A 24,589-nucleotide genomic window follows, 5' to 3' on the forward strand; every position below is an offset into this window, starting at 1 on the left:
ATACCTTCAGCTTCAAAGTGTTTCACCCAACGTCTTACTACTGAGTGATCAATTCCTAGTTCTTTAGCGACCGTTTTGTATCCCATTCCTTCTTTAAGGTATAAATCTACTGCTTTTTTCTTAAATTCTATATCGTAAGTTACTCTAATTTTACCCATAGAAAAAATCCCCTCCATAGTAAACAGATTAATGTGCTTTCTTTTTACTGTCTACTATAAGGGGATCATATCACATATGAAGGGGCTTTTCTTATGAAAAAAAATGGTTAGCGGTTACATAAAAGAGCCCACCATTTATAATTTGCATTGTAATACGCGGTTCATATTGCTCTTGTAATGCTTGTTTTTCTATGTCGTAGCTTTCGGGAAGTTCCTCGCTTTCTTCGTAAAATCGATTTAGAAGCGCTAAATCATGATTCCAGCGTACACGTGCTTCTTCAGCCCATGTATGATCATCTGCTGCAATGAGATTTTTTAATGCATCTTCTATCCGCTGTAATCCACTTTGCGGCTTAATAATGGGAGTAAGTGTAAAACTGAAATCTGGTATTTTTGGCGTGAGCCGAATTTTCGCTAGTGTTTCATGAAAACTTGTAATCATTGTTCCAGAAATAAGATGAATCCCGATGGAATGAAGCATATCTTTCTTTCGATCACATTGATAACATACTTTTACATTGACGCCAAGCCATGGATGAAGTGGTATATGAGTTGTACCACTTGAATTTACTTCTTCGAATAAACGTATGTAGGATCCCAGTTCTTTTGTTGTTTGGAAGATTTGATGCAGACGAGGAGAGCCATAGTGAATAAGCTCACCTTCTTCTTCATCATTCTCTGGATCCGTAATGAGAGTAAGTTGCATCGGATTTGGGATGCCACCCGTTTTCTCAAGGTAGTGCCAATAAAAAGGGCGATTCATCAATAGTTTATCCATTTCAATTGTTAATTGTACATCTAGTAGATGCGGGGAACGCCCCAAAATTTCACAGTCATTTGCTTGGAAAAAATTCCATAAGTAATTATGAATTTCATGTTGCTGCATAGCCTTGCACCTCAGCTTCGTTTCTCTTCGCAAAGTCGATGATAGATGTTAAATTTTCCATCTTAATTCGAATTTCTCCTTCGCTCTTTGATCCTGCGAAAATCTCTTGAATATGTGCATCGATATTTTTCATATTAATTCTTGTTAAAATCTCATCAAGTTCACCGATGACTCGCTCAAATAAATTGATTTTTTCATATAGAAGTTTCAAAATATGTTCTTCAACTGTATGTTTCGTTGCTAAGTTATAAATATGAACATCATTTTTTTGGCCAAGCCTATGGATACGTCCAATTCGCTGTTCAAGCCGCATTGGATTCCATGGTAAATCATAGTTAATCATATGGCTACAAAATTGTAAGTTAATCCCTTCACCGCCAGCTTCGGTTGCAATTAACACTTGCGCATGATTTTGGAAGAGCTCTTTCATCCAATCTTTTTTCCCTCGTTTAAACCCACCACGAAAAGGAACTGATGAAATACCGTGCTGTTTTAAAAACCATTGTAAATACATTTGCGTGGCTCTATATTCTGTAAAAATGACGACTTTATCATCAATTTCTTTTATAAGCTCCAGTGCTTGGTTTGCTTTTGTATTAAAAGGAATATGATTGATTTTATCCATTAAAACATCGATATATGGGTCTGGTATATAATTCTCATTTTCTTTTTGTCTTTTTTCTACATGCTTTTTGAGTGAATAATAAACTGCTTCACGGCTGCTACATACTTCTCGTTTCAAAGTTAATGATGAAAAGGCAGAGGTAAAAGCGTCTTGTCCTTTCCAATTTTCAATCGCATTGTATAGAGCCTGCTCTTCCTCATTAAAATCAACAAATATTGTCCGAACGTGCCTTTTCGGCCATTCGATACCTGTACCATTTCGCCGATTTCTTACCATCACTTTATTAATGAGTGCTTTTAAATCTTCATCTGACTCTGCTGAGCGATTTTTCGATGCATAATATTCTTCGAAGTTAGACTGATTGCCTAAATGTCCTGGTTTTAATAAGGAAACGAGATTAAAGATTTCATCAATTTTGTTTTGGACAGGTGTTGCAGTTAGTAATAAACAAAACTTCTTTTTAAGACGTTGTGCAAATTCATAGTTTTTTGTTTTATTATTTTTAAGTTTGTGTGCCTCATCAATAATGATGAGATCGTATTCCAAGTTTAAAACGATGTCACGATGCGGTGAACGCTTCGCTGTATCAATGGATGAAACGATAACGTCAGCTTGTTCCCACGAATAGCTTTTTCTCTGGGCAACAGCAGGAATAAAAAACTTTGTGTTCAGTTCATATGCCCACTGTGAAACGAGGGAGGCTGGAACGAGTATAAGTACTTTTTTTACAAGACCGCGCACCATGTACTCTTTTAAAATAAGACCTGCTTCAATGGTTTTTCCAAGTCCAACTTCATCTGCCAGTATCGCTTTTCCATTCATTTGTTCAATAACAGTTTGTGCTACTTCTAATTGATGAGGAAGCGGTGTGAAATGGGATAAATGTTTAGGAGCTTGCAAACCATCAAATGTAGGGACAAGCAATGATTCTTCTGTTTTATAGGCTAAATCATATAGTTCCCAATTTGTCCAAGGGCCATCTTCATCAATTCGTTTTAAGAAATTATTTTGCCATGTCCGATCTACGGAAATATCGACATTCATTGAAACTCTCCCACCTTCTGTAAACTAAAACGCTTATTGTTACATCCCTCACCAAAAATCCTAATTTCTAACATTTTAAGGTGAAGTTGTTTTTGTAAGTATAAGAATAAAAAATTCTAAATTATTTTTTATGCTAGAATATTGATGAAATAGATCGAAAAATGTTAGGATAATGGTGTGAAATGTGTGGAATCTTTCGTATTTTATCCAAGAAAGTACTTTTTTATTTACGCTTTCATAAAAAAATACATTGAGATTCCGTATATCCCATCTTTTCTGAATGAAAAATGTTTAGATACGGGAAGCCAACTTTTATTGATTTGTCATAGACAGCATAAGGGGGAAAGAACATGATTACATTACAACGTACACCGCTATTTGATGTATACGCGAAGTATGGTGGAAAAACAATCGACTTTGGTGGTTGGGAATTACCAGTTCAATTTTCAAGCATTAAAGAAGAACATGAAGCTGTTCGTACAGCTGCAGGCCTGTTTGATGTGTCTCACATGGGGGAAGTAGAAGTAACAGGTACAGATAGTTTGGCATTTTTACAACGTGTTGTTACAAATGACGTTTCTACCTTAAAGGTAGGAGGCGCACAATATACAGCAATGTGTTACGAAAATGGTGGTACAGTAGATGATTTATTAATCTACAAACGTGGTGAAGAAGACTACTTATTAGTAATCAACGCATCGAATATCGAAAAAGATTACGAGTGGTTAGCAAGTCATGTCATTGGCAATACGAAAGTAGTCAATGTTTCTAGTGAAATTGCACAACTTGCAATTCAAGGTCCAAAAGCAGAAGGCATTTTACAAAAAGTTGTGTCAGAAGATTTAAAAGAAATTAAGTTCTTTAAATTTAAAAATGATGTTCTTGTAGATGGAACTCCTGCACTTGTATCTCGTACAGGTTACACAGGTGAAGACGGATTTGAAATTTACTGCAAGAGTGAAGATGCTCCAAAACTTTGGGAGAAACTTCTTGAAGCTGGAGCAGAAGACGGCTTAAAACCATGTGGTTTGGGAGCACGTGACACACTTCGTTTTGAAGCGACACTTCCACTTTATGGTCAAGAACTATCAAAAGATATTACACCAATTGAAGCTGGAATTGGTTTTGCAGTAAAAACAAATAAAGAGGCAGATTTCTTTGGAAAAGAAACATTAAAAGAATACAAAGAAAACGGTGCACCTCGTAAATTAGTCGGCATCGAAGTAATTGAACGCGGTATTCCTCGTACGCATTATCCTGTATATGTAGGCGAAGAAAAAATCGGGGAAGTTACAAGTGGTACACAATCTCCAACGTTAAAGAAAAGCATTGGTTTAGCATTAGTTGATGTAAAATACGCAGCAGTTGATACAGAAGTAGAAATTGAGATTCGTAATAAACGCGTTAAAGCAGTAGTCGTTCCAACACCATTTTACAAACGTTCAAAGTAACGGGGAGAGGGGTAGATTTCATGTTGCATCGTTATCTTCCAATGACAGAAGAAGACAAAAAAGAAATGTTACAAACGATCGGCGTTCAAACGATCGATGAATTATTTTCTGATATTCCAGAAAGTGTTCGTTTCAAAGGGGATTTAAAGATTAAACAAGCAAAGTCAGAACCAGAGCTTTTAAAAGAACTGTCTGATATGGCTCGTAAAAATGCTAACTTAAAAGAATACGCTTCTTTCTTAGGAGCAGGTGTATACGATCATCACGCTCCAGTAATTGTTGATCATGTTATTTCTCGTTCAGAATTTTATACAGCTTATACGCCATACCAACCAGAAATTTCACAAGGGGAATTACAAGCGATTTTTGAATTCCAAACAATGATTTGTGAATTAACTGGAATGGATGTAGCAAACTCCTCTATGTATGACGGAGGTACAGCGTTAGCAGAAGCGGCAATGTTAGCAGCTGGTCATACGCGCAAAAAGAAAATTCTTGTTTCTAAAGCAGTTCATCCAGAATCAAGAGCAGTACTTGAAACATATGCAAAAGGTCAACATCTTGAAGTTGTTGAAATTGATCATAAAGATGGTGTAACAGATTTAGATGTATTACAAAGTGAAGTAGATGATACAGTCGCTTGCGTAATCGTTCAATATCCAAACTTCTTTGGACAGGTGGAAAGATTAGCTGATATTGAGAAAATTGTTCATCAGCAAAAGTCATTATTTATCGTTTCTTCAAACCCATTATCATTAGGCGCTTTAACACCACCAGGTAAATTTGGTGCTGATATTGTAATTGGTGATGCACAACCATTTGGTATCCCAACACAGTTTGGTGGACCACACTGCGGTTATTTTGCAACAACGAAAGCATTTATGCGTAAAATCCCAGGACGTCTTGTCGGACAAACTGTGGATTCAGACGGCAAACGTGGCTTCGTATTAACATTGCAAGCTCGTGAACAACATATTCGTCGTGACAAAGCGACATCTAACATTTGTTCAAACCAAGCGTTAAATGCATTAGCAGCGTCTGTTGCAATGACAGCACTTGGAAGACAAGGTGTGAAAGAAATGGCACGTCAAAACATTTCTAAAGCGCAATATGCAAAACGCCAATTTGAGGAAAAAGGATTTACAGTAACATTTGCTGGACCATTCTTCAATGAATTTGTTGTAGATTGCAAACGTCCAGTACAAGAAGTAAATGATGCATTAGTACAAAAGAATATTATCGGTGGTTACGACTTAGGCCGTGATTATAAAGAATTAACAAATCATATGCTTCTAGCGGTAACAGAACTTCGTACAAAAGAAGAAATTGACACACTTGTAAACGAAATGGGGGCTATCCAATGAAGAACCAAGATCAAGCACTTATTTTTGAAATGAGTAGAGAAGGACGCGTAGGATATAGCTTACCCCAATTAGATGTAGAAGAAGTGAAATTAGAAGATGTGTTTGAGAGCGATTATATCCGTACTGAAGATGCAGAGCTTCCAGAAGTATCTGAACTTGATATTATGCGCCATTACACAGCACTTTCAAACCGTAACCACGGCGTTGATTCTGGATTTTATCCATTAGGATCTTGTACGATGAAGTACAATCCAAAAATCAACGAAAACGTGGCTCGTTTCCCAGGCTTTGCACACATTCATCCGCTTCAAGATGAAAAAACAGTGCAAGGTGCAATGGAATTAATGTACGACTTACAAGAACATTTAATCGAAATTACAGGTATGGATACTGTAACACTTCAACCAGCAGCTGGTGCACATGGGGAATGGACAGGATTAATGTTAATCCGTGCATATCATGAAGCAAACGGTGATTATAACCGTACAAAAGTTATCGTTCCTGACTCTGCGCACGGAACAAACCCAGCATCTGCAACAGTAGCAGGTTTTGAAACAATTACAGTAAAATCAAATGAACACGGTCTTGTTGACTTAGAAGATTTAAAACGTGTTGTGAACGAAGAAACAGCAGCACTTATGTTAACAAATCCAAATACACTTGGTTTATTTGAAGAGAATATTTTAGAGATGGCAGAAATCGTTCATAATGCAGGCGGTAAATTGTATTATGATGGTGCAAACTTAAATGCGGTATTAAGTCAAGCACGTCCTGGAGATATGGGATTTGATGTTGTGCATTTAAATCTTCATAAAACATTTACGGGTCCGCATGGCGGCGGTGGCCCAGGTTCTGGTCCAGTAGGTGTAAAAGCTGATTTAATTCCATTTTTACCAAAACCAATTTTAGAGAAAACAGAAAATGGTTATCACTTTAACTACGATCGTCCACAAGCAATTGGACGCGTGAAACCATTCTATGGAAACTTTGGTATCAACGTTCGTGCTTATACGTATATTCGTTCTATGGGGCCAGATGGACTACGTGCAGTAACAGAATATGCTGTATTAAATGCAAACTATATGATGAGAAGATTAGCGCCGTTCTATGATCTTCCATTTGATAGACATTGTAAGCATGAATTTGTATTATCAGGTCGCCGTCAAAAGAAACTTGGTGTACGTACACTAGACATCGCAAAACGTCTGCTTGATTTTGGTTACCATCCACCAACAATTTACTTCCCATTAAATGTGGAAGAATGTATTATGATTGAACCAACAGAAACAGAGTCAAAAGAAACATTAGACGGTTTTATCGATAAGATGATTCAAATCGCAAAAGAAGCAGAAGAAAATCCAGAAGTTGTACAAGAAGCACCACATACGACGGTAATTAAACGTCTAGACGAAACAATGGCTGCACGTAAACCGATTTTACGTTATCAAAAGCCAGCTCCTGTACAAGTTTGAGTAAATGTAAAATGAAAAGAACTCGCTATATGCGGGTTCTTTTTTTGTGGAGAAATTGTGCAGAAATTATGAAAATAATGTAAAGAATTTTTGTATTTTATGTAACAGTGTGGAAGAAAGTTGTTTTTTAAGCTTTTTTGTTGAAAAAGTCGGTTTGATAAAATTGTGTATTTTTGTTAGAATTTTATTGAAATTAAGAAGGTGTAATGAGGAGAATAACTCATTTTTACGTATATGTGAAAAAACGAACAATTTGGGGTGAAGGAATGGGCTATAAGTGTTATAGGATGGTGTATCATTTAGAAAACGGTAAAAAAATTAAAGATATAAAGGAATTTTGTTATCGAGATTATGGAAAAATGTTAGAGCGTGTAGCACATCGTGTAATGGATAACGCAGAAGTGACAGCGATTGATAAACAAGGAACAATTATTTCAATAGCTTGTGATGACATTGTAAAGGTAGAACTTGATTACATAAAAGAAAGTTAGCCTTGAGTCATATCGAATTATTCGATAAAATATACTGTTGAATGGTGAAGTGAGAAGAGAGGAGTTTATCATGGGTAGTACAAGACACTTTTATATGTTTATTTTGGCATTTGTACTTGTTGTAGCATTAACGGTATATTTAATTGTTGATAGCAGCTGGTACAACGCAGTGCATCCAGCATTTCTTATTTTTATGTATGTAGGAATTGCGGTTGTTAGTTTTGGGATGAGAGATGAAATGTTAGATCGCTTTGAGAAGTGATACATATATGGGAGACCAACAGGAAAATGTTGGTCTTTTTTTCTTGCTAAAAATAGGGAACTGTGTATATACACAGTGGAGGAAAACATGAATATTATTATTTCAAATTCTTCCCCAGACCCTATTTATGAGCAGATTAGTAAGAAATTGAGGCAGCTTATTTTAAATGGAGGTCTTAAGGGGGGAGATCAATTGCCGTCTATCCGTAGTTTAGCGAAAGAACTGCAGATTAGTGCGATTACGACGAAACGTGCGTACGAGGAGCTTGAAAAGGAAAGGTACATTGAAACGGTTGCAGGGAAAGGAACATATGTCTCCGTACAAAATAATGAGCTTATAAAGGAACAACGATTGCGTTTACTAGAAAGTAAAGCAGAAGAGATTGTCCAGGAAAGTAAATTTTTGCAGCTTTCACTGGAAGAGTTGCAACAGATGATTACGTTTCTATATAAGGGGGAATAAGTGACATGTTAGAGTTAAAAAACGTTTGTAAAAATTATAAAGATTTTTCAGTGAAAAATATAAGTTTTACATTGCAGCGTGGATATATTATGGGATTTGTTGGGCCAAATGGTGCAGGAAAAAGTACGACCATTAAAATGATTATGAATTTAGTAAAGAAAAATAGTGGGGATATTACGATCTTCAGTAAGGATAATGCAAAAGCAGAAAAAGACATTAAGCAATATATTGGATTTGTGTATGATGAAAATCATTACTACGAAGAGTTAACATGTGAACAAATGAAGAAGATTATTGCACCTTTATATAAAAACTGGGATGAAGCGCAATATCAATCGTATATGGAGAGATTACAAGTTCCGAAAAACAAAAAGATTAAGCGGTTATCAAAAGGGATGAAAATGAAATTTGTGATTGCGATGGCGTTATCGCATCATGCAGAACGCATCATTATGGATGAACCAACATCAGGTTTAGATCCGGTTGTCCGTAGTGAACTACTTGATATATTGCAAGAAATTGTGATGGAAGAAGAAGTATCGGTATTATTCTCGACACATATTACAACAGACTTAGAGCGCATTGCTGATTATTTTAATGACCAGTGTTATCATTGCTTACTTTACAGTAGGTATTCAGTTAAGAAATGAGACAGTGGATTTTGTAGAAACAACGGTTGTAACTAGTATGAGCCTCGGTTTTATTGTTTTTAGTTTAATTTTACCAATTTACTTTCTGCTAGGTTATCAGAAAACGTTTATGATAGCTTGTTTTCTATTAATCGCACCTATATTTATTTTAGAAGTTTTCTCTAAAGTAAATATAGAGCAATTGAATTTACATAGTGGGTTCTTATGCATGGGGGCAACTTGCATGTTGGTTTTCTCAATGTTGGCTTGTGTGAAATTATATGAGCGAATGGACATATAACAGGGAAAAAGGTGCCTCATCACAAGACACCTTTTTCAATAGGGAAAATAACACAGGAGTAACTTATAAACAGAAACGGTGCTCGGCATCTCATTTGGTGCATGTAATATAAGGCTGAAACATATAACAAAGAAAAGAAATAAGAAAAATAACAATAGGATATGTTTATGTATGGAATTTTGCATATAATCAGCTCCTTGTTGATATTATGTCCGGTTGGATTGGAAATATTATTAGATTTTAAAGAAATTAGGGGGAGATGTAATGATGAGAAAACGGACGCCAATAGGAAGAATATTAATTGGAATTGGATTGATTTTGTTCTCTTTAGGTCTTATGATGCTTAATTTTTACTCGGATATTAACTTATTTAAAAACTCGAATAAGGGTATTGGGACTGGCGTTTTTATTCTTGGAATACTATGTCTTATTGCATCCAATTTCTTTAGGTTGCCAAGCAACGCGAATCATTAAGTATAAAAAAGACAGTTACTTCTTTTCAGAAGAACTGTCTTTTTTGGTTATTTTATTCCAAAGTTTAGCGATACTCCAAATGATAATAATCATGATGGAAGCGATAATTGACCAAACAATGGATACAACTTCAAGTGCCATGTTGGGAAGGAATGTAAGAATAGAAATTCCTTTATGGAATAACCATTCGATAAAATGAAAGCTCATTTGTAGTAGGAGCACAATTCCAATTATAATCCCAGTTACAATTTGTTTCCCTTTTTCTTTCCACATGACATTCACCTCATGTTAACTCATTAATTTTAAGCCAACTGCACCGCATAAAATGCAGCTTAAAAAGGCAAGGCGACGCCAATCAGCTGATTCACGGAAGATAAGAATACCTAGAAGCGCACTTCCAGCAGTTCCAATTCCAGTCCAAATTGCATAAGCTGTTCCCATTGGTAATGAGTTCATTGCAAGTGATAAGAAGAAGAAGCTTACGGCAAAGTTAGCGATTAAAATAAACTTAGGTGCCCAGCCTTTCTTTTCAGTGGCTACTTTCATAAACAGTACACCAACAATTTCACAAATACCAGCAATAATTAAAAATACCCATGCCATTTTATGCAGCCTCCTTCTCTTCTTGTTTACCCGTTACTCGTTTTAATCCAATAACGCCAAAGAAGATTAAACCAATAAATAAGATTTTTACAATTGAAAATGGTTCTCCGAAAATAAAGATTTCTGTAAGAACGATTCCACCGGCTCCGATTCCTGTAAAGACTGCATATACAGTTCCGACAGGTAGATCCTTATAAGCTTTAAATAATAGGACGAAACTAATTGCGATTATAAGAGCAACACCAATCCATTCAAGTGGAGTAGTTGCGTGCTTTAGTCCAATCACCCAAAAAATTTCAATGATGCCAGCTAAAATTACATAAATCCATGCCATATATTATTTCTCCTTCCTACCAGTCGTTAGGTGAAGGGCTGAAAAACGACGCATTGCTATTTGCAATCCGTCATTGTGAAAGCCCTCGCCAAAACACTTTCCAAGAAGCACTTAAACGGGTCTCAAAGCGATTTAAGCCTGCGTACAATAGTTCAACCATTAGACCGTCAAGTAAGCATAAATAAGCCTCTAAAGCGTCTTGTATTTCAAGGTTATGCAGTTCACCTTGTTCATTTGCTCGTTTGAATACAGGAAATAAAAGTTCTCTGATGTTTTCAATGTGAGCATTTGATTTTTCAATAATTTGTTCGCGAAATGCATCAGGCGGAAAATAGGAAGTGCGTAACCAAAACATCGATTCTTCACTTTCACCAAATCGCTTTGCGTAACCTTTTAACAAGTTTACAAGTAATGCTTCAGTAGATGACTTTGAAAATTTTTTTATATCGTCTGTAAAGCATTGTAAATCTTTTTGAAGTGCAGCTTCTAAGCAGATGAAGTATAATTCTTCTTTTCCCTTAAAGTGTGCGTAAATCGATGGTTTTTTAATCCCGACTTCCTGTGCAATATTTGCTAACGAAGTCCCTTCGTAGCCATAGCGTGCGAAATGAGAAAGTGCTACAGCTTTAATGCGGTTTGCTGTCATTTTCATCCCCTACCTACCGTTCGTTAGTTTTATTATAAAAGAGAATAAACATAAAGTCAATGAGTCAAATGATTTAAAAAGAGTACCTGAATTGGCACTCTTTACACAGTTTTTCGTTCAATCAAATGGAAAGGGAGTTCCTCTGAGCTACCTATAATTTGTTCGGCCTGTATTTGCTTATGAAATAAAGAAAAGGCTCGAGTACCCATTGTTAAACCAGGATGTTCAATTGTTGTAATCTCTAATGCTTTTGAAATTTCATGGTTATCAAAGCCAAGAATGGCGAGATCTTCTGGTACACGTAGGCCGTGTTTTCTTGCTTCAGTTGTTAAACCAGCGGCCACTTGATCATTAGCAGCAAAAATAGCAGTTGGGCGCTCTTTCATGTTTAAAATACTGTGCAGAACTTTTGCACCATCTTGCATATTGTAACATTGGTAAAACATCCAATCTGGTTGTACTCTTTTTTGGGCAGTATGAAGAGCATCGGAAAAGGCTTTTTCACGCTGCTTTGTATTTATGCTATTTTGCCTTGCTAAACAAAAACCAATCTTCTCATGACCTTTACGCAATAAATATTCTGTACCAATGCGAAACCCTTCATAATGATTAACATAAACAGATGAAACGAGGGGATGCTCCATCTTTTCACATGAGATGATAGGAGCGAATTTTGCAAATGGTTCAATTTGTTCCCACGAGCTTGCACGTGAGCAAATAATCATGCCATCAAATTGTTTCATTTTCATCATCTCTAGAACACGAATTTCTTCTTTACTATCATAGTTCGTTTGGCATAGGTTAATCTGATAGCCAGCAGCTAATGCTTCATTTCCAATCCCTTCAATAATTGTACTAAAGTAGGGTAAATTAATAAAAGGAAGCATAACACCGACCGTCAATGTTTTTCCTGTTATTAAATGAATTGCATTTATATTTTTTGCATAATTTAGTTCTTCAACCGCATCTAAAACGCGTTTTCGTTTTTCATCGCTGACGTAGGGATGGTCATTTAGCACGCGTGAAACCGTCGTTATAGATACCCCAGCGGTTTTCGCAATTTGTTTTATATTCGCCATATGTATCACCTCTTCGTTCATTATATAGGCAAATAGATAAGAATGGAAAAAATACTGAAAAATGCTTGACCTGAAAAGCTTTTCACAATCTATGTTATAAAAGGACCTTCTGTTATTCGCGTAACCTTTTTATTTTGGGCGTAAGAGTAGCAGAAAGTCTTTTTTTGTCTAAATAGAAATGCTGTGTCAAAATGTGTGAGATAAACGAGGAAAGTTTCCAAAGGGAGAATGAACAAGCGAAGCGAATATGAACAACATACTAACGCTTTGTTCGTAAAGGAAGCGGTATGAAAGGGCGGAAACAAATTGAAAAAAGGGCTCATTTGTTTCGTGTTTTCTAGTGTGTTACTTAGCTCATGTTCGTTTCAACAAACGATAAATGAAGAGAAAAATTTTGTGGAAAGCACAGGAGGGGCTACAGATCGCGTATCTGGTCCTATCTTATTAAAAGATGTTTCTAATTATTTTCCAAAATCAGTTAAAGTTCCAACGTTTTTACCATATGACATTACGAATGATATAAAAGGGGAAGTAAGAGCAATTGGGAAGAAGAACGCTGTCTTAACGATTAAATATAAGCAAAAGGAAAAAGAAAAAAAAGATTATGTAGAATTAACAGTTGCTAACTTTTCTTATAGTTTTCCGTATATTGTGGAACAAAATCGATTTCAGGAACAAGTGAAGTTGAATAATGGGGCAACTGCTTATTTTAAAAATAGGGATGAATTTAAACAGGGGGAAGAATTTGCAACGCTTATATGGAAAGAGAAAGGGCTGGAATATCAGTTGTTGTATCGAAATACAGAAGTACAAGATGGAGAAGTAGTAAAAAAGAACTTACTATATATTGCGAACAACATGGAAGAAAAGAACTAGCGGATGAATCATGCTAGTTCTTTAAAATATTATTTCTTTTTAATTTTGCCTGTCCAAGATTTAAATCCACCTTGTAGTTGGTAGAAATCTTTGTAACCTTGTTTTTTTAGATATTGAGCTGCACGTCCTGTACGGAATCCGCTTTGGCAGTATAAATAGACAGGTTGGTCTTTACGTAGCTCTTTGTAACGCATACGGATTTGTGATAATGGAATGTTACGAGCACCTAAAATATGCCCCGCGTTAAATTCATCTGCTTCACGAATATCGATAAGCTGTGCCTTACGGTAGCCAGCGCGAAATTCTTCTTCTGAAAGTGTTTTAATTAATTTTTTCTGATAGAAAAACATCCATACAGAGTAGCCGATGATTCCTACGATTACGGCTAGTATAATAATCAAGTTTGTTGACACGATTCTATCGCTCCCTTTTTTCTTATCCTACTTTCAATATTATAATGCCCACATGTATTTATGCAACAGGTTCGTTCGGTGAGGAGGAGAAATTTCGTATTCTTTCACAAATTTTGTCGAATTTGTTAGACTAGAGATTGTGAAAAATAATTGGTTATATGAGGTGCAGGATGGGAAAAGAAAAATGGTGTTATATTAACTCTGGTCAATGTTCACCAGCATTTAATATGGCGTTAGATGAATGTTTATTAAATTGGCAAAGTGAAAAGAAAATGCCGCCGACGATTCGTTTTTATGAATGGGAAGTGCCAACATTAACAGTAGGGTATTTTCAACGTGTAGAAAAAGATATCAATATGGATGTAGTAAATGAAAAGAAATATGGTTTTGTTCGCCGTCAAACAGGTGGTAGGGGTGTATTGCATGATAAGGAATTAACGTACAGTGTTATCGTTTCTGAGGATCATCCGAATATGCCGAAAACAGTTACGGAAGCATACCGAGTAATTTCGCAAGGGTTATTAGACGGGTTTAAGGCGTTAGGATTAGAAGCTTACTATGCGGTTCCAAAAACGGAAGCAGACCGTGAGAATTTAAAAAATCCACGCTCAGGCGTATGTTTCGATGCTCCATCTTGGTATGAAATTGTTGTAGAAGGCCGAAAAATTGCTGGAAGTGCACAGACACGACAAAAAGGTGTTATCCTGCAGCATGGATCTATTCCGCTAGAAATCGATTTAGATGAGCTGTATGATTTATTCTTATTCCCAAATGAGCGAGTGAAAGAGCGTATGAAGAGCATGTTTTCTTCTAAGGCCGTTGCAATCAATGAATTAACAGATCGAACGTTTACAATCGAACAGTTGATTGAAGCCTTCCAAGTTGGATTTGAAAAAGGCTTAGATGTGGAGCTAGTTCCGTATGAACTAACGGAAGAACAGCTTAAGGAAGTGCAAACATTGGCAAAAGAAAAGTACGAAAGTGATGAGTGGAATTATAAAAAATAAGGAGAGGGCATTTGCCCTCTCCTTATTTTTATAGTAAATTCAGTACTTTTTCTACTTTGATTCCTTTGTCTTGTAAAGAACGAAGACGATTTACAACATCCATAATCTCTTTATCAAAAGTAACGCTAATTCCTTGGCTTTGTAATTCTTCTTTTAAGTTTTCAATGGAATCATCTATATCGATGCCAAGCTCATAATCTTGACATACTTCAATTGTTTTCTTCACAAGCTTCACATAATTTTCTTGTAGTTTTGAATTCGCTTCGGCTGGAGCCGCTTGTTTTGGTTTTGTAGGCATAGCCGAAACCGTTTCTTGCTTTGCAACCGGAGTGGGTACTTCTTTCTTTACAGGTGCTGAAGTAGGTGCCGCTACAACTGTCTCTGAACGTACTGGCTTTGGCGCTGGTGCTGGAGTAGGTTTAGGGATTACAACGGGTTCTTCAGCACGTGTAATAGGCTTTGGAGCAGCTGTGACTACTTTAGGTACTTTTTCTACCACTACTTCTTTTTTGGGAGCAGTTTCTACAGGTGCCACTTCCTGTTCAGCTGCTTCTTTATTCTCTTTGCTCCACATAACGCGTTCGATTTCTAGGGAAACATTGTTTTTGTTCATTGCGGTTAATGTAACTTTACCAACTTCAGCGTTTCCAGTGAAATCGACAATTTTATAAATCACACTTTTGTTCCAATCTACGTTCCCGCTCAAAAATAATTCTTCGTTACATTTTGGCGTTAAGCCCTCGATTTTAATTTCTGCATTTACACCGTTTTCACTATATACCATAATTAGCGAAGCATTTACATCTTCGTCTGCTAACATTAGTTCACGTACCATTTTGCCGGTGCGTACTTGCGTTTTTTTCTTAAGTGACATCAAATTTCCCCTCTCAAAAATTCATTAATAATAAAAAAATCGTATAACGAAAAATAATTGCTCACGAAGAAATATGATACCGATAATAAAAGCATCACGTCAACAATTAACTTTAATTATTTTGCATTTTTCTTTTTTTCTTTATGAAATTTTTCAATTTGTAAAATTAGACAGAAGAAAAACAGCCTTTTTGAAGGCTGTTAAAATCTAGAGGTTTTATATAAAATTTTGTATAAAATGTAAAAGGAAATTGTAATAAGAGCACCTTGCCAAACTGTTAAGTTATAGGATAAATAAGGTTTTGTTTTAAAATAAATATCTGAAAACACTGATAATCCAAATGGTATACAAGCTGATAATATGAGCATAATTTTTTGCTTCCAAGACGCTAGCATTGTGAAAGAATATCGTCTTAATACGGAAAAAGTTAAAAAAGTACCAGTGGTTAAAATAATAGCTGACAATATTGTTCCTAGGATACTAAATGGAATCCCTGGTTTATTTGCATGATTAAAAAATACATGCGTAAATGTATCATATCCAAATTGGATAGCTAACAATAAACTAACTGCAAAGCCAATAACTGCACCTTTTTCGAAAGTAGTTTGGTGCTCAGAGGAATTAATTAATTCATCGCAATATGCTTTTAAATCCTCTCCAAAAATATCATAGGCATTTTTACTATTTTTTTGAGCTTCTAAAAGGTGATCTAGTATTTCTAATAATAGCTCCTCCATTTGCTCCTGTGGAATACTAGTAAACCGCAAATATATGAGCATATCTCCATAGATAGCTTCATTTTCGGGGGTTAGAAGTTTGCGTTTTTTATTGTTAAGTTCCACCATGTCTTTTGCCTTCAATCCTCTCACTCCCTGTGTAATTAAAAGTTTACGCGTCTATAAAAAATTTTATAAAAAAAATAAAAAGTGATGGCAAGTAATGATCCAATCCAAGGAGAAAGTTGATACTTTATAAATGGACGGTCTATAAAAAATAAAGAAATGACAATGAGTATAAACCATGGACTTTGTTGGTAAATGAAGCTCGTTATGCGCTTCCAATTACCCATATGGTTATTGAATAAATCCCCTTTGATAAAGTCAAATACAAAACGGATAGCAAGGTGTATAGCGATAATGATTACAAATACATATATGAAATTTATCTGTACAAATTGAAAGCGTTTGTTATCAGAGAAAAAGGGTAAAATAAAAGCGGCAAGAGAATTAATAGCGAAAAATATAGCGAGTAAATAACTACTCATAAAGGTTGGTGTGGCTATTTTCTGCCATATATTTTGTTTTGGAAGTGCAGTGATTATTTCATCACAGTAAGCTTGTAAGTCAGTTCCGAAAATATCATAAGCATTTTTCTTTTCTTCTTGTGCATCAAGCAAGTGATCTAAAATCTCTAATAGCAGTTCTTCTACTTGCTGTTCTGGGATATTAGCTAATCGAATGTAAACGAGCATATCCCCGTAAGCCGCTTCATTTTCCTCCGCCAATAATTTGCGTTTTTTATTATTCAGCTCAATTAAATCTTTCGCTTTCATCAATCTCACTCTCCCTGCAATAAATTATTTACCGTTGTCGAAACCATCCCCCAGCTCTTCTTAAACTCTTCTAGCTGTTCGAACCCTTTATCGGTTACATGATAATATTTTCGCTTTGGCCCAAGGCTAGAAGCTTTTAATGTACCAGCAATGAGTTTTTCTTTTTGCATTCGTAGCAGAAGAGGATAGATACTACCTTCACTTACGAATGTAAAGCCATGTTGGTTTAATTTCGTACTCAGTTCATATCCATACACTTCTTCTTGCGAAATGATATATAAAATACATCCTTCGAGCACACCTTTTAACATTTGACTATGCAATTGCGTCACCGCCTTCAAGTAACTTGTTGTGCAAGGTAGTTGTTATCTGAATTATAACATTCGGTAACTTGCAACACAAGTTACTAAAGTGGAAAATTTTAAACAGCGCTGTCAGCGTGCGTTTGCTCATACTAAAATGAGGGAGGGGATCATATGAAGCCATTTATGCCAAAGCTTGTTTATTTTGAACCGGGTACCACACCATTTGAGGATCGAATTGAAGCAGCCCGTAAAGTAGCGGGAGCAAATTTTCCACTTGGTTTTATTGTTGCTCCAATTTATATGCATGAAGGTTGGGAAGACGGGTATCGTGAATTATTTGGACGACTTTTTGATGCGTTAAAAGATTTAACCCTACTAAATTTATCATTCGAATTGATTCAACATCGCTTTACTAAGCCAGCGAAAAAGGTAATACAACAACGTTATCCCAATACGAAACTCGAAATGGATGAGGAGAAACGAAAATATAAATGGGGACGATATGGCATCGGAAAATATGTATATCAGAAAGATGATGCAGTGAGGTTAGAGGAAACGATAAGAAGAAATAGTTACGAATATTTTCCGAATGCTGAAATTCAATATTTCACATAAAAGAATCTGTATATACATGCAGATTCTTTTTATGTTTCATAGCTTTTGGTCTGTTTCCACCCTTGTCATGATACCCTTTCTGGTGTATCATTTTATTGATTGCTTAGTGCGGAAAACACAAAATAAAATTGGATGGAGGAAGCCGATGCCTACCCCTAGTATGGAAGATTATATTGAACAAATTTATTTGTTAATTGATGAAAAGGGATATGCCCGCGTATCTGATATTGCTGAAGCGCTTAGTGTACATCCATCCTCTGTAACGAAAATGGTACAAAAGTTAGATAAAGATGAGTATCTAATTTATGAAAAATATAGAGGGCTTGTATTAACATCAAAAGGGAAAAAAATCGGGGAGCGTCTTGTATATCGTCATGAGTTACTAGAACAATTTATGCGTATCATCGGTGTGGATGAAAGTAAGATTTATAATGATGTAGAAGGAATTGAGCATCATTTAAGTTGGGAAGCTATTGATCGCATTGGTGATTTAGTACAATATTTTGAGCAAGATGAACTTCGAATTGAAACACTTCGCGGTGTTCAAAAAGCAAATGAAGAGCAGGGGAAGTAAAGGGAACGAGAGGCGTTTCCTTTTTTGTTTAGAAGAGGAATTTACTTTATTTAAGGTGAATGTATAGAGATGTGAAAAATTGTTTTGTAAAAGGCGGGATCGGAATGAAAGCAATTATTTTTGACTTTGATGGATTAATTGTAGATACAGAAACAATTTGGTTCCAAGCTTTTCAGGAAGTAATTCGCGAATATGGTGGAGATTTACCTCTAGAAGAGTTTGCAAAATGTATTGGAACAACAGATGAAGTGCTTTATACATATATTGAACAACAATTGAAAGAGCAATTTAATAAGAACTTGCTAAAAGAAAAAGTTTCGACTTTACATCAAGAGAAAATGAAAATACCAGTAGCTCGTGATGGTGTGAAAGAATACTTAGAAGAAGCAAAAGGTCTTGGAGTAAAAATTGGTTTAGCTTCTAGTTCTTCAAGAGAATGGGTTATTGGGTTTTTAGAAGATTTAGGGATTCGGGAGTATTTTGAAGTAATTAAAACGAAAGAAGATGTGGAGAAAGTAAAACCAGATCCAGCACTGTATAAAGCGGCTATTGAAGAACTGAAAATTGATTCTTCAGAAGCTGTTGTGTTTGAGGATTCAGTAAATGGATTGAAAGCAGCGATTGCGGCAGGATTAAAATGTGTCGTTGTTCCAAATGAAGTTACAAAGGCTTTGCAGTTTGAAAATCACCATCTTCGCTTAGGAAGTATGAAAGAAAAAAGCTTAACAGAAGTACTTCAATATGTGAGGGAGCATAAATAAAAGAAAGACCGCATTTCCTAAAAGGAAGCGCGGTCTTTCTTTTTATTTTTTTTACCTTCAATCACGGTTAAATGAGATTGTTTTCGTTTCCTTTTTAACAATGATGAATTGCCTTTCTTAACTTTGTCATCAGAAGCATTTCGTTTTAATAAAGAATTGCTTAGGGGTGCTACGTTTTGTTTTCCGTATTTTCGGTTCGATTGTTTCGCAGCACGCTTATAAGAGTTTTGCGAATTGGCGGAACCGCTGGAACTTGTAAACATTTTATATAATAAATAAAAGACACCAACAACAAGTAACATGATGACAATGTTTTTAACCATTCCGTATGGATCTGTAATTGCAGATGATACGAGACCGAATATTGCTAACCCAATAATAAGCACGAATAAAGCGAACGTAAACGAACGACCGTTCATAGGGAACACCTCCTAAATAACATATATTAAAATTAGTATATTAGCGACAAGGAAAGGAGTTGAGTACCATTTTTAAAAAATTATTAGTGTTTTTCTTCTAAACGTAATAATTCTTCAAAGGATGCAATTGCAACTTCAACTTGATCATCTTCTGGTTCTTTTGTTGTTAATAGTTGAAGCCATAACCCTGGGTATCCTAATGCGCGCAAGACCGGAATATCTCGTAATCGATTCGTAAATTGCAAGACTTCAAAAGAAATCCCTAGAACAACTGGAATTAATAAAATTCGATTTACCACTCTGACCCAAAGGGGATCAGTTGGAACAAGAAAGTAGACAAACATTCCGATAATGACTGTAAATATAATAAAACTACTACCGCAACGATAATGGAGACGAGTTTGTTTTTGTACATTTGCTACTGTCAGTGGAAGATTGTTTTCGTAAGCATTAATGACCTTATGTTCCGCACCGTGATATTGAAACACACGCTTAATGAGCGGAGTTAGTGACACAATATATATATAGCTCAGTAAAAGGATGAGCTTAATGATGCTTTCGACAATAATTTGCCCAGTGTGAGATGGGAAAATCGGTCGTGTCAATTCCGCTAAAAGTGCGGGGACTGCTGTGAAAATGACTTTGCCGAATATGAACGATAAGATTCCGACTGCGGCTACTCCTAATACCATCGTTAATTTTGACTGCTCTTCTTTCTTGTGTGTAAGTTGTTCATCGTCTTCAGGATGAACGTCAAATCGTTCCGAAGCAAAGTTTAAATGTTTTGCTCCATTGGCACTTGCGTCAACGATAGCGGCGATACCACGTAGAAATGGAACTTTCTTTAGCATAGATAATACTTTATTCCGCACGCGTGGTAATCGATAAAATTCGATTGATTTATCTTTGCGACGAACCGCTGTAACAGTATATTCTCTACCACCAAACATAACTCCTTCTATGACCGCTTGCCCACCGTATATTTGTTTTGTCTCCTCTGCCATGTTAACACCAACCTGTATTTGTTTCTCTCTTATGTAGAAAAGAGGCAATTGTCATACTTGGTTCTGTCATTGTGAGATTTGACAATCACCGAGTTTCCTTTATTTTATCGACAAACACAAGCTGCTGACAAGGAAAATTGTTACGGAAGCCAGACATTTCTTATTCTTTTTATAGACAAATTTCGCATGATTTAAACATGCTTCAAAATAGTTTCGGACATACTAGTAAGCGGAGGTGTCGATGTGAAGCAAGAACAATCAATAACAAAAAACATTGTACAGATTGGTTTATTTGGTGGTGTTTTTTGGGGATGTATATGGTATTTTCTTCATATTTTTTCATTTACAGAAGCCGGACCAAACTATTTGCTTTTACCATTTGCGTTTGGATCGTGGAAAGAAGGAGTTTGGGGAAATGTATTGGGTATTGTTTGTATAGGGCTTCTTTCTATTTTAGTGGCATTTCTCTATAGGGCTCTTTTCAAAAGATTTGAAGGGATACTACCGGGAATACTCTATGGACTGTTTTGGTGGGGCATTTTATTTTTCGGACTGGGTTCTATTGCACCTGTTATAAAAAATGCACTTCATTTACCGAAAGAAACAATTGTCACAACAATATGTATTTTTATTTTATACGGTGTGTTTATCACATATTCTGTTTCATTTGAAGCGAACAATGCGAATCAAGGGGAAGGGTTGGAGTAGACAAACTATTCAAATAAGTGGCTCCTGTGTTAGAATGTTGTATAGACATTTTTTATATTAAGGAGTTTAAAGTATATGAAAAAAGTACTCCTCGTTAACGGTCCTAACTTAAATCGTCTCGGTGTTCGAGAAGTGAATGTATACGGGAAAGGAACGTTGCCATCATTAGAAGAAGAGATGAAGCAAGAAGCAGAGAAATTGGGAGTGGAGTTAGAATGTTTTCAATCGAATCATGAAGGTGCTCTTATTGACATCATTCATGAGGCTGATGACATATATGAAGGAATCATTCTAAATCCAGGAGCATTTACGCATTATAGCTATGCGATTCGAGATGCGATAGCGAGCATTTCGATTCCAGTTATTGAGGTACATATTTCTAACATCCACCAGCGGGAATCGTTTCGTCATGAATCTGTGACGGCAACAGTCGCGGCGGGCCAAATTGTTGGGTTTGGTTTTTATGGCTATAAGTTAGCGTTATTTGCATTATTGGAGAAACTTAGGGAGGCATAAATTGATGGAAAAGATCACGAAGTTAAGAAATGCATTTGGTGAAGCTGGTATTGATGGTATTTTATTAACGAATGAATATAGCCGTAGATATATGACGAACTTTACAGGGACAGCTGGTGTTGTACTTATTTCTAATGATCGTGCTCTGTTTATTACAGATTTCCGCTATGTAGAGCAAGCTGGTAAACAAGCTGTTGGTTATGAAATTGTGCAACATACAGGACCAATTCTGGATGAAGTTGCGAAACAAGTGAAAGAATTAGGAATTCAAAAGCTTGGCTTTGAGCAAGATACTCTTACATATAGCTCTTATACAGCACATAAAGAAGCGGTAGAAGCGGAATTTGTTCCAACTTCTGGGCTTGTAGAAAAGTTACGCTTGATTAAGACGGATTCAGAGATTAAGATATTAAAGGAAGCTGCACAGATTGCAGATGCTGCCTTTGAACATATTCTATCATTCATTCGCCCAGGCGTATCTGAAATTGAAGTGTCAAATGAACTTGAATTTTTCATGAGAAAACAAGGAGCAACATCTTCTTCGTTTGATATTATCGTTGCTTCAGGACTTCGTTCAGCATTGCCGCATGGTGTGGCATCTGAAAAAGTGATAGAAAAAGGAGATTTCGTAACATTAGACTTCGGTGCTTATTATAAAGGATATTGCTCTGATATTACGCGTACGATTGCAGTCGGCGAACCATCTGATAAATTAAAAGAAATTTATAATGTCGTTTTAGAAGCACAGCTTCGTGGTGTGAACGGCATTAAAGCTGGTTTAACTGGTCGTGAAGCTGATGCATTAACACGTGACTACATAACGGAAAAAGGATACGGTGAATATTTCGGACATTCTACTGGTCATGGAGTGGGCCTTGAAATCCATGAAGCACCAGGCTTAGCATTCCGTTCTGAAACGGTACTTGAGCCAGGAATGGCTGTGACAGTAGAACCGGGCATTTATATTCCTGGTGTTGGCGGTGTGCGTATCGAGGACGATATTATTGTAACAAGTGAAGGTAATGAAGTAATCACGAAATCTCCAAAAGAACTTATTATTTTGTAATACACAGGAGGATTTTTTGCATGATTTCAGTAAATGATTTTCGTACAGGTTTAACAATTTCAGTGGACAATGCCCTTTGGCAAGTGCTTGATTTCCAACATGTAAAGCCAGGTAAAGGTGCTGCGTTCGTTCGCTCTAAATTACGTAACCTTCGCACAGGTTCTGTTCAAGAAAAAACATTCCGTGCTGGTGAAAAAGTAGAAAAAGCACACATCGAAAACCGTCGTATGCAATACTTATACGCGAGCGGTGAGTCTCACGTATTTATGGATAACGGAACTTATGAGCAAATCGAACTTGGCGAAAACCAAATCGAGCGCGAACTTAAATTCCTAAAAGAAAACATGGAAGTAGCAATTATGACATACCAAGGCGAAGTACTTGGTGTTGAACTTCCAAACACAGTTGAGTTAAAAGTTGTAGAAACAGAGCCTGGTATTAAAGGTGACACAGCTTCTAACGTAACAAAACCAGCTACATTAGAAACTGGCCTTGTTGTACAAGTACCAATCTTCATTAACGAAGACGAAATGCTTATCATCAACACAGGTGAAGGTAAATACGTTTCTCGTGCATAGTTAAAAAAAGCACTCGTGATGATCACGAGTGCTTTTTTTATGTGAAATAAGGTATATAATAAATGATGCTTGTAATAAGACTGATAGCTATAAGACTGATTGTTCCCATTATGTAAGGACTCCAAATGAATTGGAATGGTTTTACTATACCTGTTTTGTATATAGTGTGATCCATATTGGCATTAAGATTGATATTTAACGCAAGCAACCAAATAACACCGAATATCGCTAAACTCCCTAGAAAGAAGGCCTCCATAAATGACCAACCAACCATTTTTGAAAAAAGGTAGATACCAACAAATTCTAATGTAATTGTGACAAAAAATTTAATTGCTTTCAATTTGATGCCTCCTTGTTTTTTAATTCCATCCAATTTAAAAAATTCTCACGAGATATAACATGTAGCACACAAGGGGATTTTGTCTCTTTTTCTAGTGCTATATGTTCACCTGGAAACTGTTTTTCTACATGTAGAGAAATATAAGGTAATTTCTCCTGCGCTTTTTGCGAACGGATATTAGTTGTTTTTGCGCCCGCGAATACATATGTAAGATCTAATTCTTCAAATGCCATTTTAAAAATTTCCTTTTTAGCAGCTTCATTGTATCCTTGGCCCCAATATGGATAGCCGAGCCAACTACCGATATGAGATTTCTTTTTTTTGTGATTGATATGTTTGAGAGAGGTGATACCAATTATCTCCTTGTTTTCATTTACAATCACTCTTGATAGAGATTGTTTTATTCGATCTTCTTCCATTGCAAAACGAATAAATGCTTTTGTATCTTCGATAGTTTCTACTTTTAGCCCTAGGGCGTCTTTCACATGTGGATCGCTAGATAATGTGAAAATGATGTCTGCATATTGTAAATCGAGTGGTAATAATGTTACGTGATTCATAGAAAATCCCCTTTCGTACACTAAATATAACATAAACTAATGGGAATATTCAGATTTTTACGGTAATTGATGTGAAAAATTATGTTTTTACTTCTGAAATAGACAACCTCTGCATATGGTTGTACAAATATATTCTTTTT

At 36.0% G+C, this 24,589-nt stretch carries 33 protein-coding genes and 2 pseudogenes; 18 read left to right on the forward strand and 17 right to left on the reverse strand.

From position 1 onward, the window contains the following. The 3 genes from C568_RS0103005 to C568_RS0103015 all read right to left on the reverse strand — a co-directional run. Nucleotides 1-158 (reverse strand): transposase (locus C568_RS0103005; protein WP_018780763.1); only part of this gene is annotated, 158 nt, incomplete at its 3' end. Nucleotides 159-249: 91 nt separating this feature from the next. Further along, nucleotides 250-1,044 carry a YqhG family protein gene (locus tag C568_RS0103010; protein WP_018780764.1) on the reverse strand — a complete coding sequence of 265 codons (795 nt, stop codon included), beginning with the start codon at nt 1,042-1,044 and terminating at the stop codon, nt 250-252. After that, nucleotides 1,031-2,713 (reverse strand): DEAD/DEAH box helicase, encoded by a 1,683-nt coding sequence (locus tag C568_RS0103015; RefSeq protein ID WP_003200271.1) that lies wholly within the window; start codon nt 2,711-2,713, stop codon nt 1,031-1,033. Before C568_RS0103015 ends, C568_RS0103010 begins: the two co-directional genes overlap by 14 nt. Nucleotides 2,714-3,063: 350 nt before the next feature. On the opposite strand from C568_RS0103015, the gene gcvT reads away from it, so the two are divergent. The 9 genes and pseudogenes from gcvT (at nt 3,064) to C568_RS0103055 (ending at nt 9,619) form a co-directional block, all read left to right on the forward strand. Beyond that, complete coding sequence (gcvT, locus tag C568_RS0103020; protein ID WP_003200273.1) at nt 3,064-4,164, forward strand: glycine cleavage system aminomethyltransferase GcvT; 1,101 nt, start codon at nt 3,064-3,066, stop codon at nt 4,162-4,164. A 20-nt stretch (nt 4,165-4,184) separates the two neighbouring features. Continuing rightward, entirely contained in the window at nt 4,185-5,528 is a 1,344-nt protein-coding gene (gene gcvPA / locus C568_RS0103025; protein ID WP_003200275.1) for an aminomethyl-transferring glycine dehydrogenase subunit 1, read from the forward strand. Continuing rightward, a complete protein-coding gene (gene gcvPB / locus C568_RS0103030) occupies nt 5,525-7,000 on the forward strand; it encodes an aminomethyl-transferring glycine dehydrogenase subunit 2 (protein WP_018765808.1) in 1,476 nt (491 codons plus the stop codon). The genes gcvPA and gcvPB overlap by 4 nt, the downstream gene beginning before the upstream one ends. 266 nt (nt 7,001-7,266) lie before the next feature. Further along, entirely contained in the window at nt 7,267-7,491 is a 225-nt protein-coding gene (locus tag C568_RS0103035) for a DUF3929 family protein (RefSeq protein ID WP_026008568.1), read from the forward strand. Between the two features lie 70 nt (nt 7,492-7,561). Beyond that, the gene (locus C568_RS0103040; protein WP_016116299.1) at nt 7,562-7,753 is read left to right on the forward strand and encodes a hypothetical protein; all 192 of its coding nucleotides are present in this window, start codon (nt 7,562-7,564) and stop codon (nt 7,751-7,753) included. Between the two features lie 87 nt (nt 7,754-7,840). Then, nucleotides 7,841-8,215: a GntR family transcriptional regulator gene (locus tag C568_RS0103045; RefSeq protein WP_018780765.1), complete on the forward strand. Its 375-nt coding sequence runs from the start codon at nt 7,841-7,843 to the stop codon at nt 8,213-8,215. 5 nt (nt 8,216-8,220) lie between these two features. Continuing rightward, a pseudogene (locus C568_RS30415) lies at nt 8,221-8,808 on the forward strand (ABC transporter ATP-binding protein); the annotation flags it as partial. A 4-nt stretch (nt 8,809-8,812) separates the two neighbouring features. Next, nucleotides 8,813-9,145, forward strand: coding sequence for an ABC-2 transporter permease (locus C568_RS32540; RefSeq protein ID WP_231398634.1), 333 nt, complete (start codon nt 8,813-8,815; stop codon nt 9,143-9,145). Between the two features lie 264 nt (nt 9,146-9,409). Further along, nucleotides 9,410-9,619, forward strand: coding sequence for a hypothetical protein (locus tag C568_RS0103055; protein ID WP_016132008.1), 210 nt, complete (start codon nt 9,410-9,412; stop codon nt 9,617-9,619). 15 nt (nt 9,620-9,634) lie between these two features. Here C568_RS0103055 and C568_RS0103060 read toward each other — a convergent pair whose 3' ends face one another. The 5 genes from C568_RS0103060 to C568_RS0103080 form a co-directional block, all read right to left on the reverse strand. Beyond that, the gene (locus C568_RS0103060; protein ID WP_003200291.1) at nt 9,635-9,892 is read right to left on the reverse strand and encodes a DUF3975 family protein; all 258 of its coding nucleotides are present in this window, start codon (nt 9,890-9,892) and stop codon (nt 9,635-9,637) included. A gap of 15 nt (nt 9,893-9,907) precedes the next feature. Further along, nucleotides 9,908-10,222, reverse strand: a complete 315-nt coding sequence (locus C568_RS0103065) for a DMT family transporter (RefSeq protein WP_018780767.1) — start codon at nt 10,220-10,222, stop codon at nt 9,908-9,910. 1 nt (nt 10,223) lies between these two features. Continuing rightward, on the reverse strand, nt 10,224-10,556 hold the full coding sequence (locus C568_RS0103070) for a DMT family transporter (protein WP_018780768.1): 333 nt from the start codon (nt 10,554-10,556) through the stop codon (nt 10,224-10,226). Nucleotides 10,557-10,626: 70 nt separating this feature from the next. Then, nucleotides 10,627-11,208, reverse strand: a complete 582-nt coding sequence (locus C568_RS0103075) for a TetR/AcrR family transcriptional regulator (RefSeq protein ID WP_006095929.1) — start codon at nt 11,206-11,208, stop codon at nt 10,627-10,629. A gap of 95 nt (nt 11,209-11,303) precedes the next feature. Continuing rightward, entirely contained in the window at nt 11,304-12,281 is a 978-nt protein-coding gene (locus tag C568_RS0103080; RefSeq protein WP_018780769.1) for a LacI family DNA-binding transcriptional regulator, read from the reverse strand. Nucleotides 12,282-12,611: 330 nt separating this feature from the next. Here C568_RS0103080 and C568_RS0103085 point away from each other — a divergent pair, with 330 nt between their 5' ends. After that, nucleotides 12,612-13,157: a hypothetical protein gene (locus C568_RS0103085; RefSeq protein ID WP_042511560.1), complete on the forward strand. Its 546-nt coding sequence runs from the start codon at nt 12,612-12,614 to the stop codon at nt 13,155-13,157. Nucleotides 13,158-13,186: 29 nt separating this feature from the next. Here the strand turns inward: C568_RS0103085 and C568_RS0103090 are convergent, their stop codons facing one another. Next, a complete protein-coding gene (locus tag C568_RS0103090) occupies nt 13,187-13,570 on the reverse strand; it encodes a rhodanese-like domain-containing protein (protein WP_003200301.1) in 384 nt (127 codons plus the stop codon). Between the two features lie 170 nt (nt 13,571-13,740). On the opposite strand from C568_RS0103090, the gene C568_RS0103095 reads away from it, so the two are divergent. Beyond that, on the forward strand, nt 13,741-14,577 hold the full coding sequence (locus C568_RS0103095; protein ID WP_003200303.1) for a lipoate--protein ligase family protein: 837 nt from the start codon (nt 13,741-13,743) through the stop codon (nt 14,575-14,577). A 28-nt stretch (nt 14,578-14,605) separates the two neighbouring features. Here C568_RS0103095 and C568_RS0103100 read toward each other — a convergent pair whose 3' ends face one another. The 4 genes from C568_RS0103100 to C568_RS0103115 form a co-directional block, all read right to left on the reverse strand. Continuing rightward, nucleotides 14,606-15,451 (reverse strand): hypothetical protein, encoded by an 846-nt coding sequence (locus C568_RS0103100; RefSeq protein ID WP_018780771.1) that lies wholly within the window; start codon nt 15,449-15,451, stop codon nt 14,606-14,608. 200 nt (nt 15,452-15,651) lie between these two features. Beyond that, nucleotides 15,652-16,311 (reverse strand): hypothetical protein, encoded by a 660-nt coding sequence (locus tag C568_RS0103105; protein ID WP_018766186.1) that lies wholly within the window; start codon nt 16,309-16,311, stop codon nt 15,652-15,654. Nucleotides 16,312-16,331: 20 nt separating this feature from the next. Next, nucleotides 16,332-17,003 (reverse strand): DUF1129 family protein, encoded by a 672-nt coding sequence (locus C568_RS0103110; protein WP_018780772.1) that lies wholly within the window; start codon nt 17,001-17,003, stop codon nt 16,332-16,334. A 5-nt stretch (nt 17,004-17,008) separates the two neighbouring features. After that, a complete protein-coding gene (locus C568_RS0103115) occupies nt 17,009-17,326 on the reverse strand; it encodes a PadR family transcriptional regulator (protein WP_016132003.1) in 318 nt (105 codons plus the stop codon). Nucleotides 17,327-17,509: 183 nt separating this feature from the next. Here C568_RS0103115 and C568_RS0103120 point away from each other — a divergent pair. The 3 genes and pseudogenes from C568_RS0103120 to C568_RS0103130 all read left to right on the forward strand — a co-directional run. Then, nucleotides 17,510-17,923: pseudogene (locus C568_RS0103120) on the forward strand (spore photoproduct lyase family protein); the annotation flags it as partial. A 145-nt stretch (nt 17,924-18,068) separates the two neighbouring features. Further along, complete coding sequence (mntR, locus tag C568_RS0103125; protein WP_016116280.1) at nt 18,069-18,497, forward strand: transcriptional regulator MntR; 429 nt, start codon at nt 18,069-18,071, stop codon at nt 18,495-18,497. A gap of 104 nt (nt 18,498-18,601) precedes the next feature. Next, nucleotides 18,602-19,258, forward strand: coding sequence for an HAD family hydrolase (locus tag C568_RS0103130; protein ID WP_029426854.1), 657 nt, complete (start codon nt 18,602-18,604; stop codon nt 19,256-19,258). Between the two features lie 17 nt (nt 19,259-19,275). Here the strand turns inward: C568_RS0103130 and C568_RS0103135 are convergent, their stop codons facing one another. Both C568_RS0103135 and C568_RS0103140 read right to left on the reverse strand, forming a co-directional pair. Further along, on the reverse strand, nt 19,276-19,677 hold the full coding sequence (locus C568_RS0103135) for an SA1362 family protein (RefSeq protein ID WP_006095934.1): 402 nt from the start codon (nt 19,675-19,677) through the stop codon (nt 19,276-19,278). An 83-nt stretch (nt 19,678-19,760) separates the two neighbouring features. After that, the gene (locus tag C568_RS0103140; protein WP_018780775.1) at nt 19,761-20,681 is read right to left on the reverse strand and encodes a DUF1385 domain-containing protein; all 921 of its coding nucleotides are present in this window, start codon (nt 20,679-20,681) and stop codon (nt 19,761-19,763) included. 243 nt (nt 20,682-20,924) lie between these two features. On the opposite strand from C568_RS0103140, the gene C568_RS0103145 reads away from it, so the two are divergent. From C568_RS0103145 to efp, 4 genes are all read left to right on the forward strand, one after another. After that, entirely contained in the window at nt 20,925-21,389 is a 465-nt protein-coding gene (locus tag C568_RS0103145) for a YqhR family membrane protein (RefSeq protein WP_003200322.1), read from the forward strand. 75 nt (nt 21,390-21,464) lie between these two features. Then, nucleotides 21,465-21,905 carry a type II 3-dehydroquinate dehydratase gene (gene aroQ / locus C568_RS0103150; RefSeq protein ID WP_018780776.1) on the forward strand — a complete coding sequence of 147 codons (441 nt, stop codon included), beginning with the start codon at nt 21,465-21,467 and terminating at the stop codon, nt 21,903-21,905. 4 nt (nt 21,906-21,909) lie between these two features. Beyond that, nucleotides 21,910-22,971 (forward strand): Xaa-Pro dipeptidase, encoded by a 1,062-nt coding sequence (pepQ, locus tag C568_RS0103155; protein WP_003200325.1) that lies wholly within the window; start codon nt 21,910-21,912, stop codon nt 22,969-22,971. A gap of 20 nt (nt 22,972-22,991) precedes the next feature. Beyond that, the gene (efp, locus tag C568_RS0103160) at nt 22,992-23,549 is read left to right on the forward strand and encodes an elongation factor P (protein WP_006095937.1); all 558 of its coding nucleotides are present in this window, start codon (nt 22,992-22,994) and stop codon (nt 23,547-23,549) included. A gap of 37 nt (nt 23,550-23,586) precedes the next feature. Here the strand turns inward: efp and C568_RS0103165 are convergent, their stop codons facing one another. Further along, nucleotides 23,587-23,889: a hypothetical protein gene (locus tag C568_RS0103165; RefSeq protein WP_018780777.1), complete on the reverse strand. Its 303-nt coding sequence runs from the start codon at nt 23,887-23,889 to the stop codon at nt 23,587-23,589. Then, nucleotides 23,886-24,449 (reverse strand): GNAT family N-acetyltransferase, encoded by a 564-nt coding sequence (locus C568_RS0103170; protein ID WP_018780778.1) that lies wholly within the window; start codon nt 24,447-24,449, stop codon nt 23,886-23,888. The genes C568_RS0103165 and C568_RS0103170 overlap by 4 nt, the downstream gene beginning before the upstream one ends. Nucleotides 24,450-24,589: the final 140 nt, after the last annotated feature.

Origin of the sequence: Bacillus sp. 95MFCvi2.1 (assembly GCF_000374965.1) — a bacterium.
GTDB lineage: Bacteria > Bacillota > Bacilli > Bacillales > Bacillaceae_G > Bacillus_A > Bacillus_A pseudomycoides.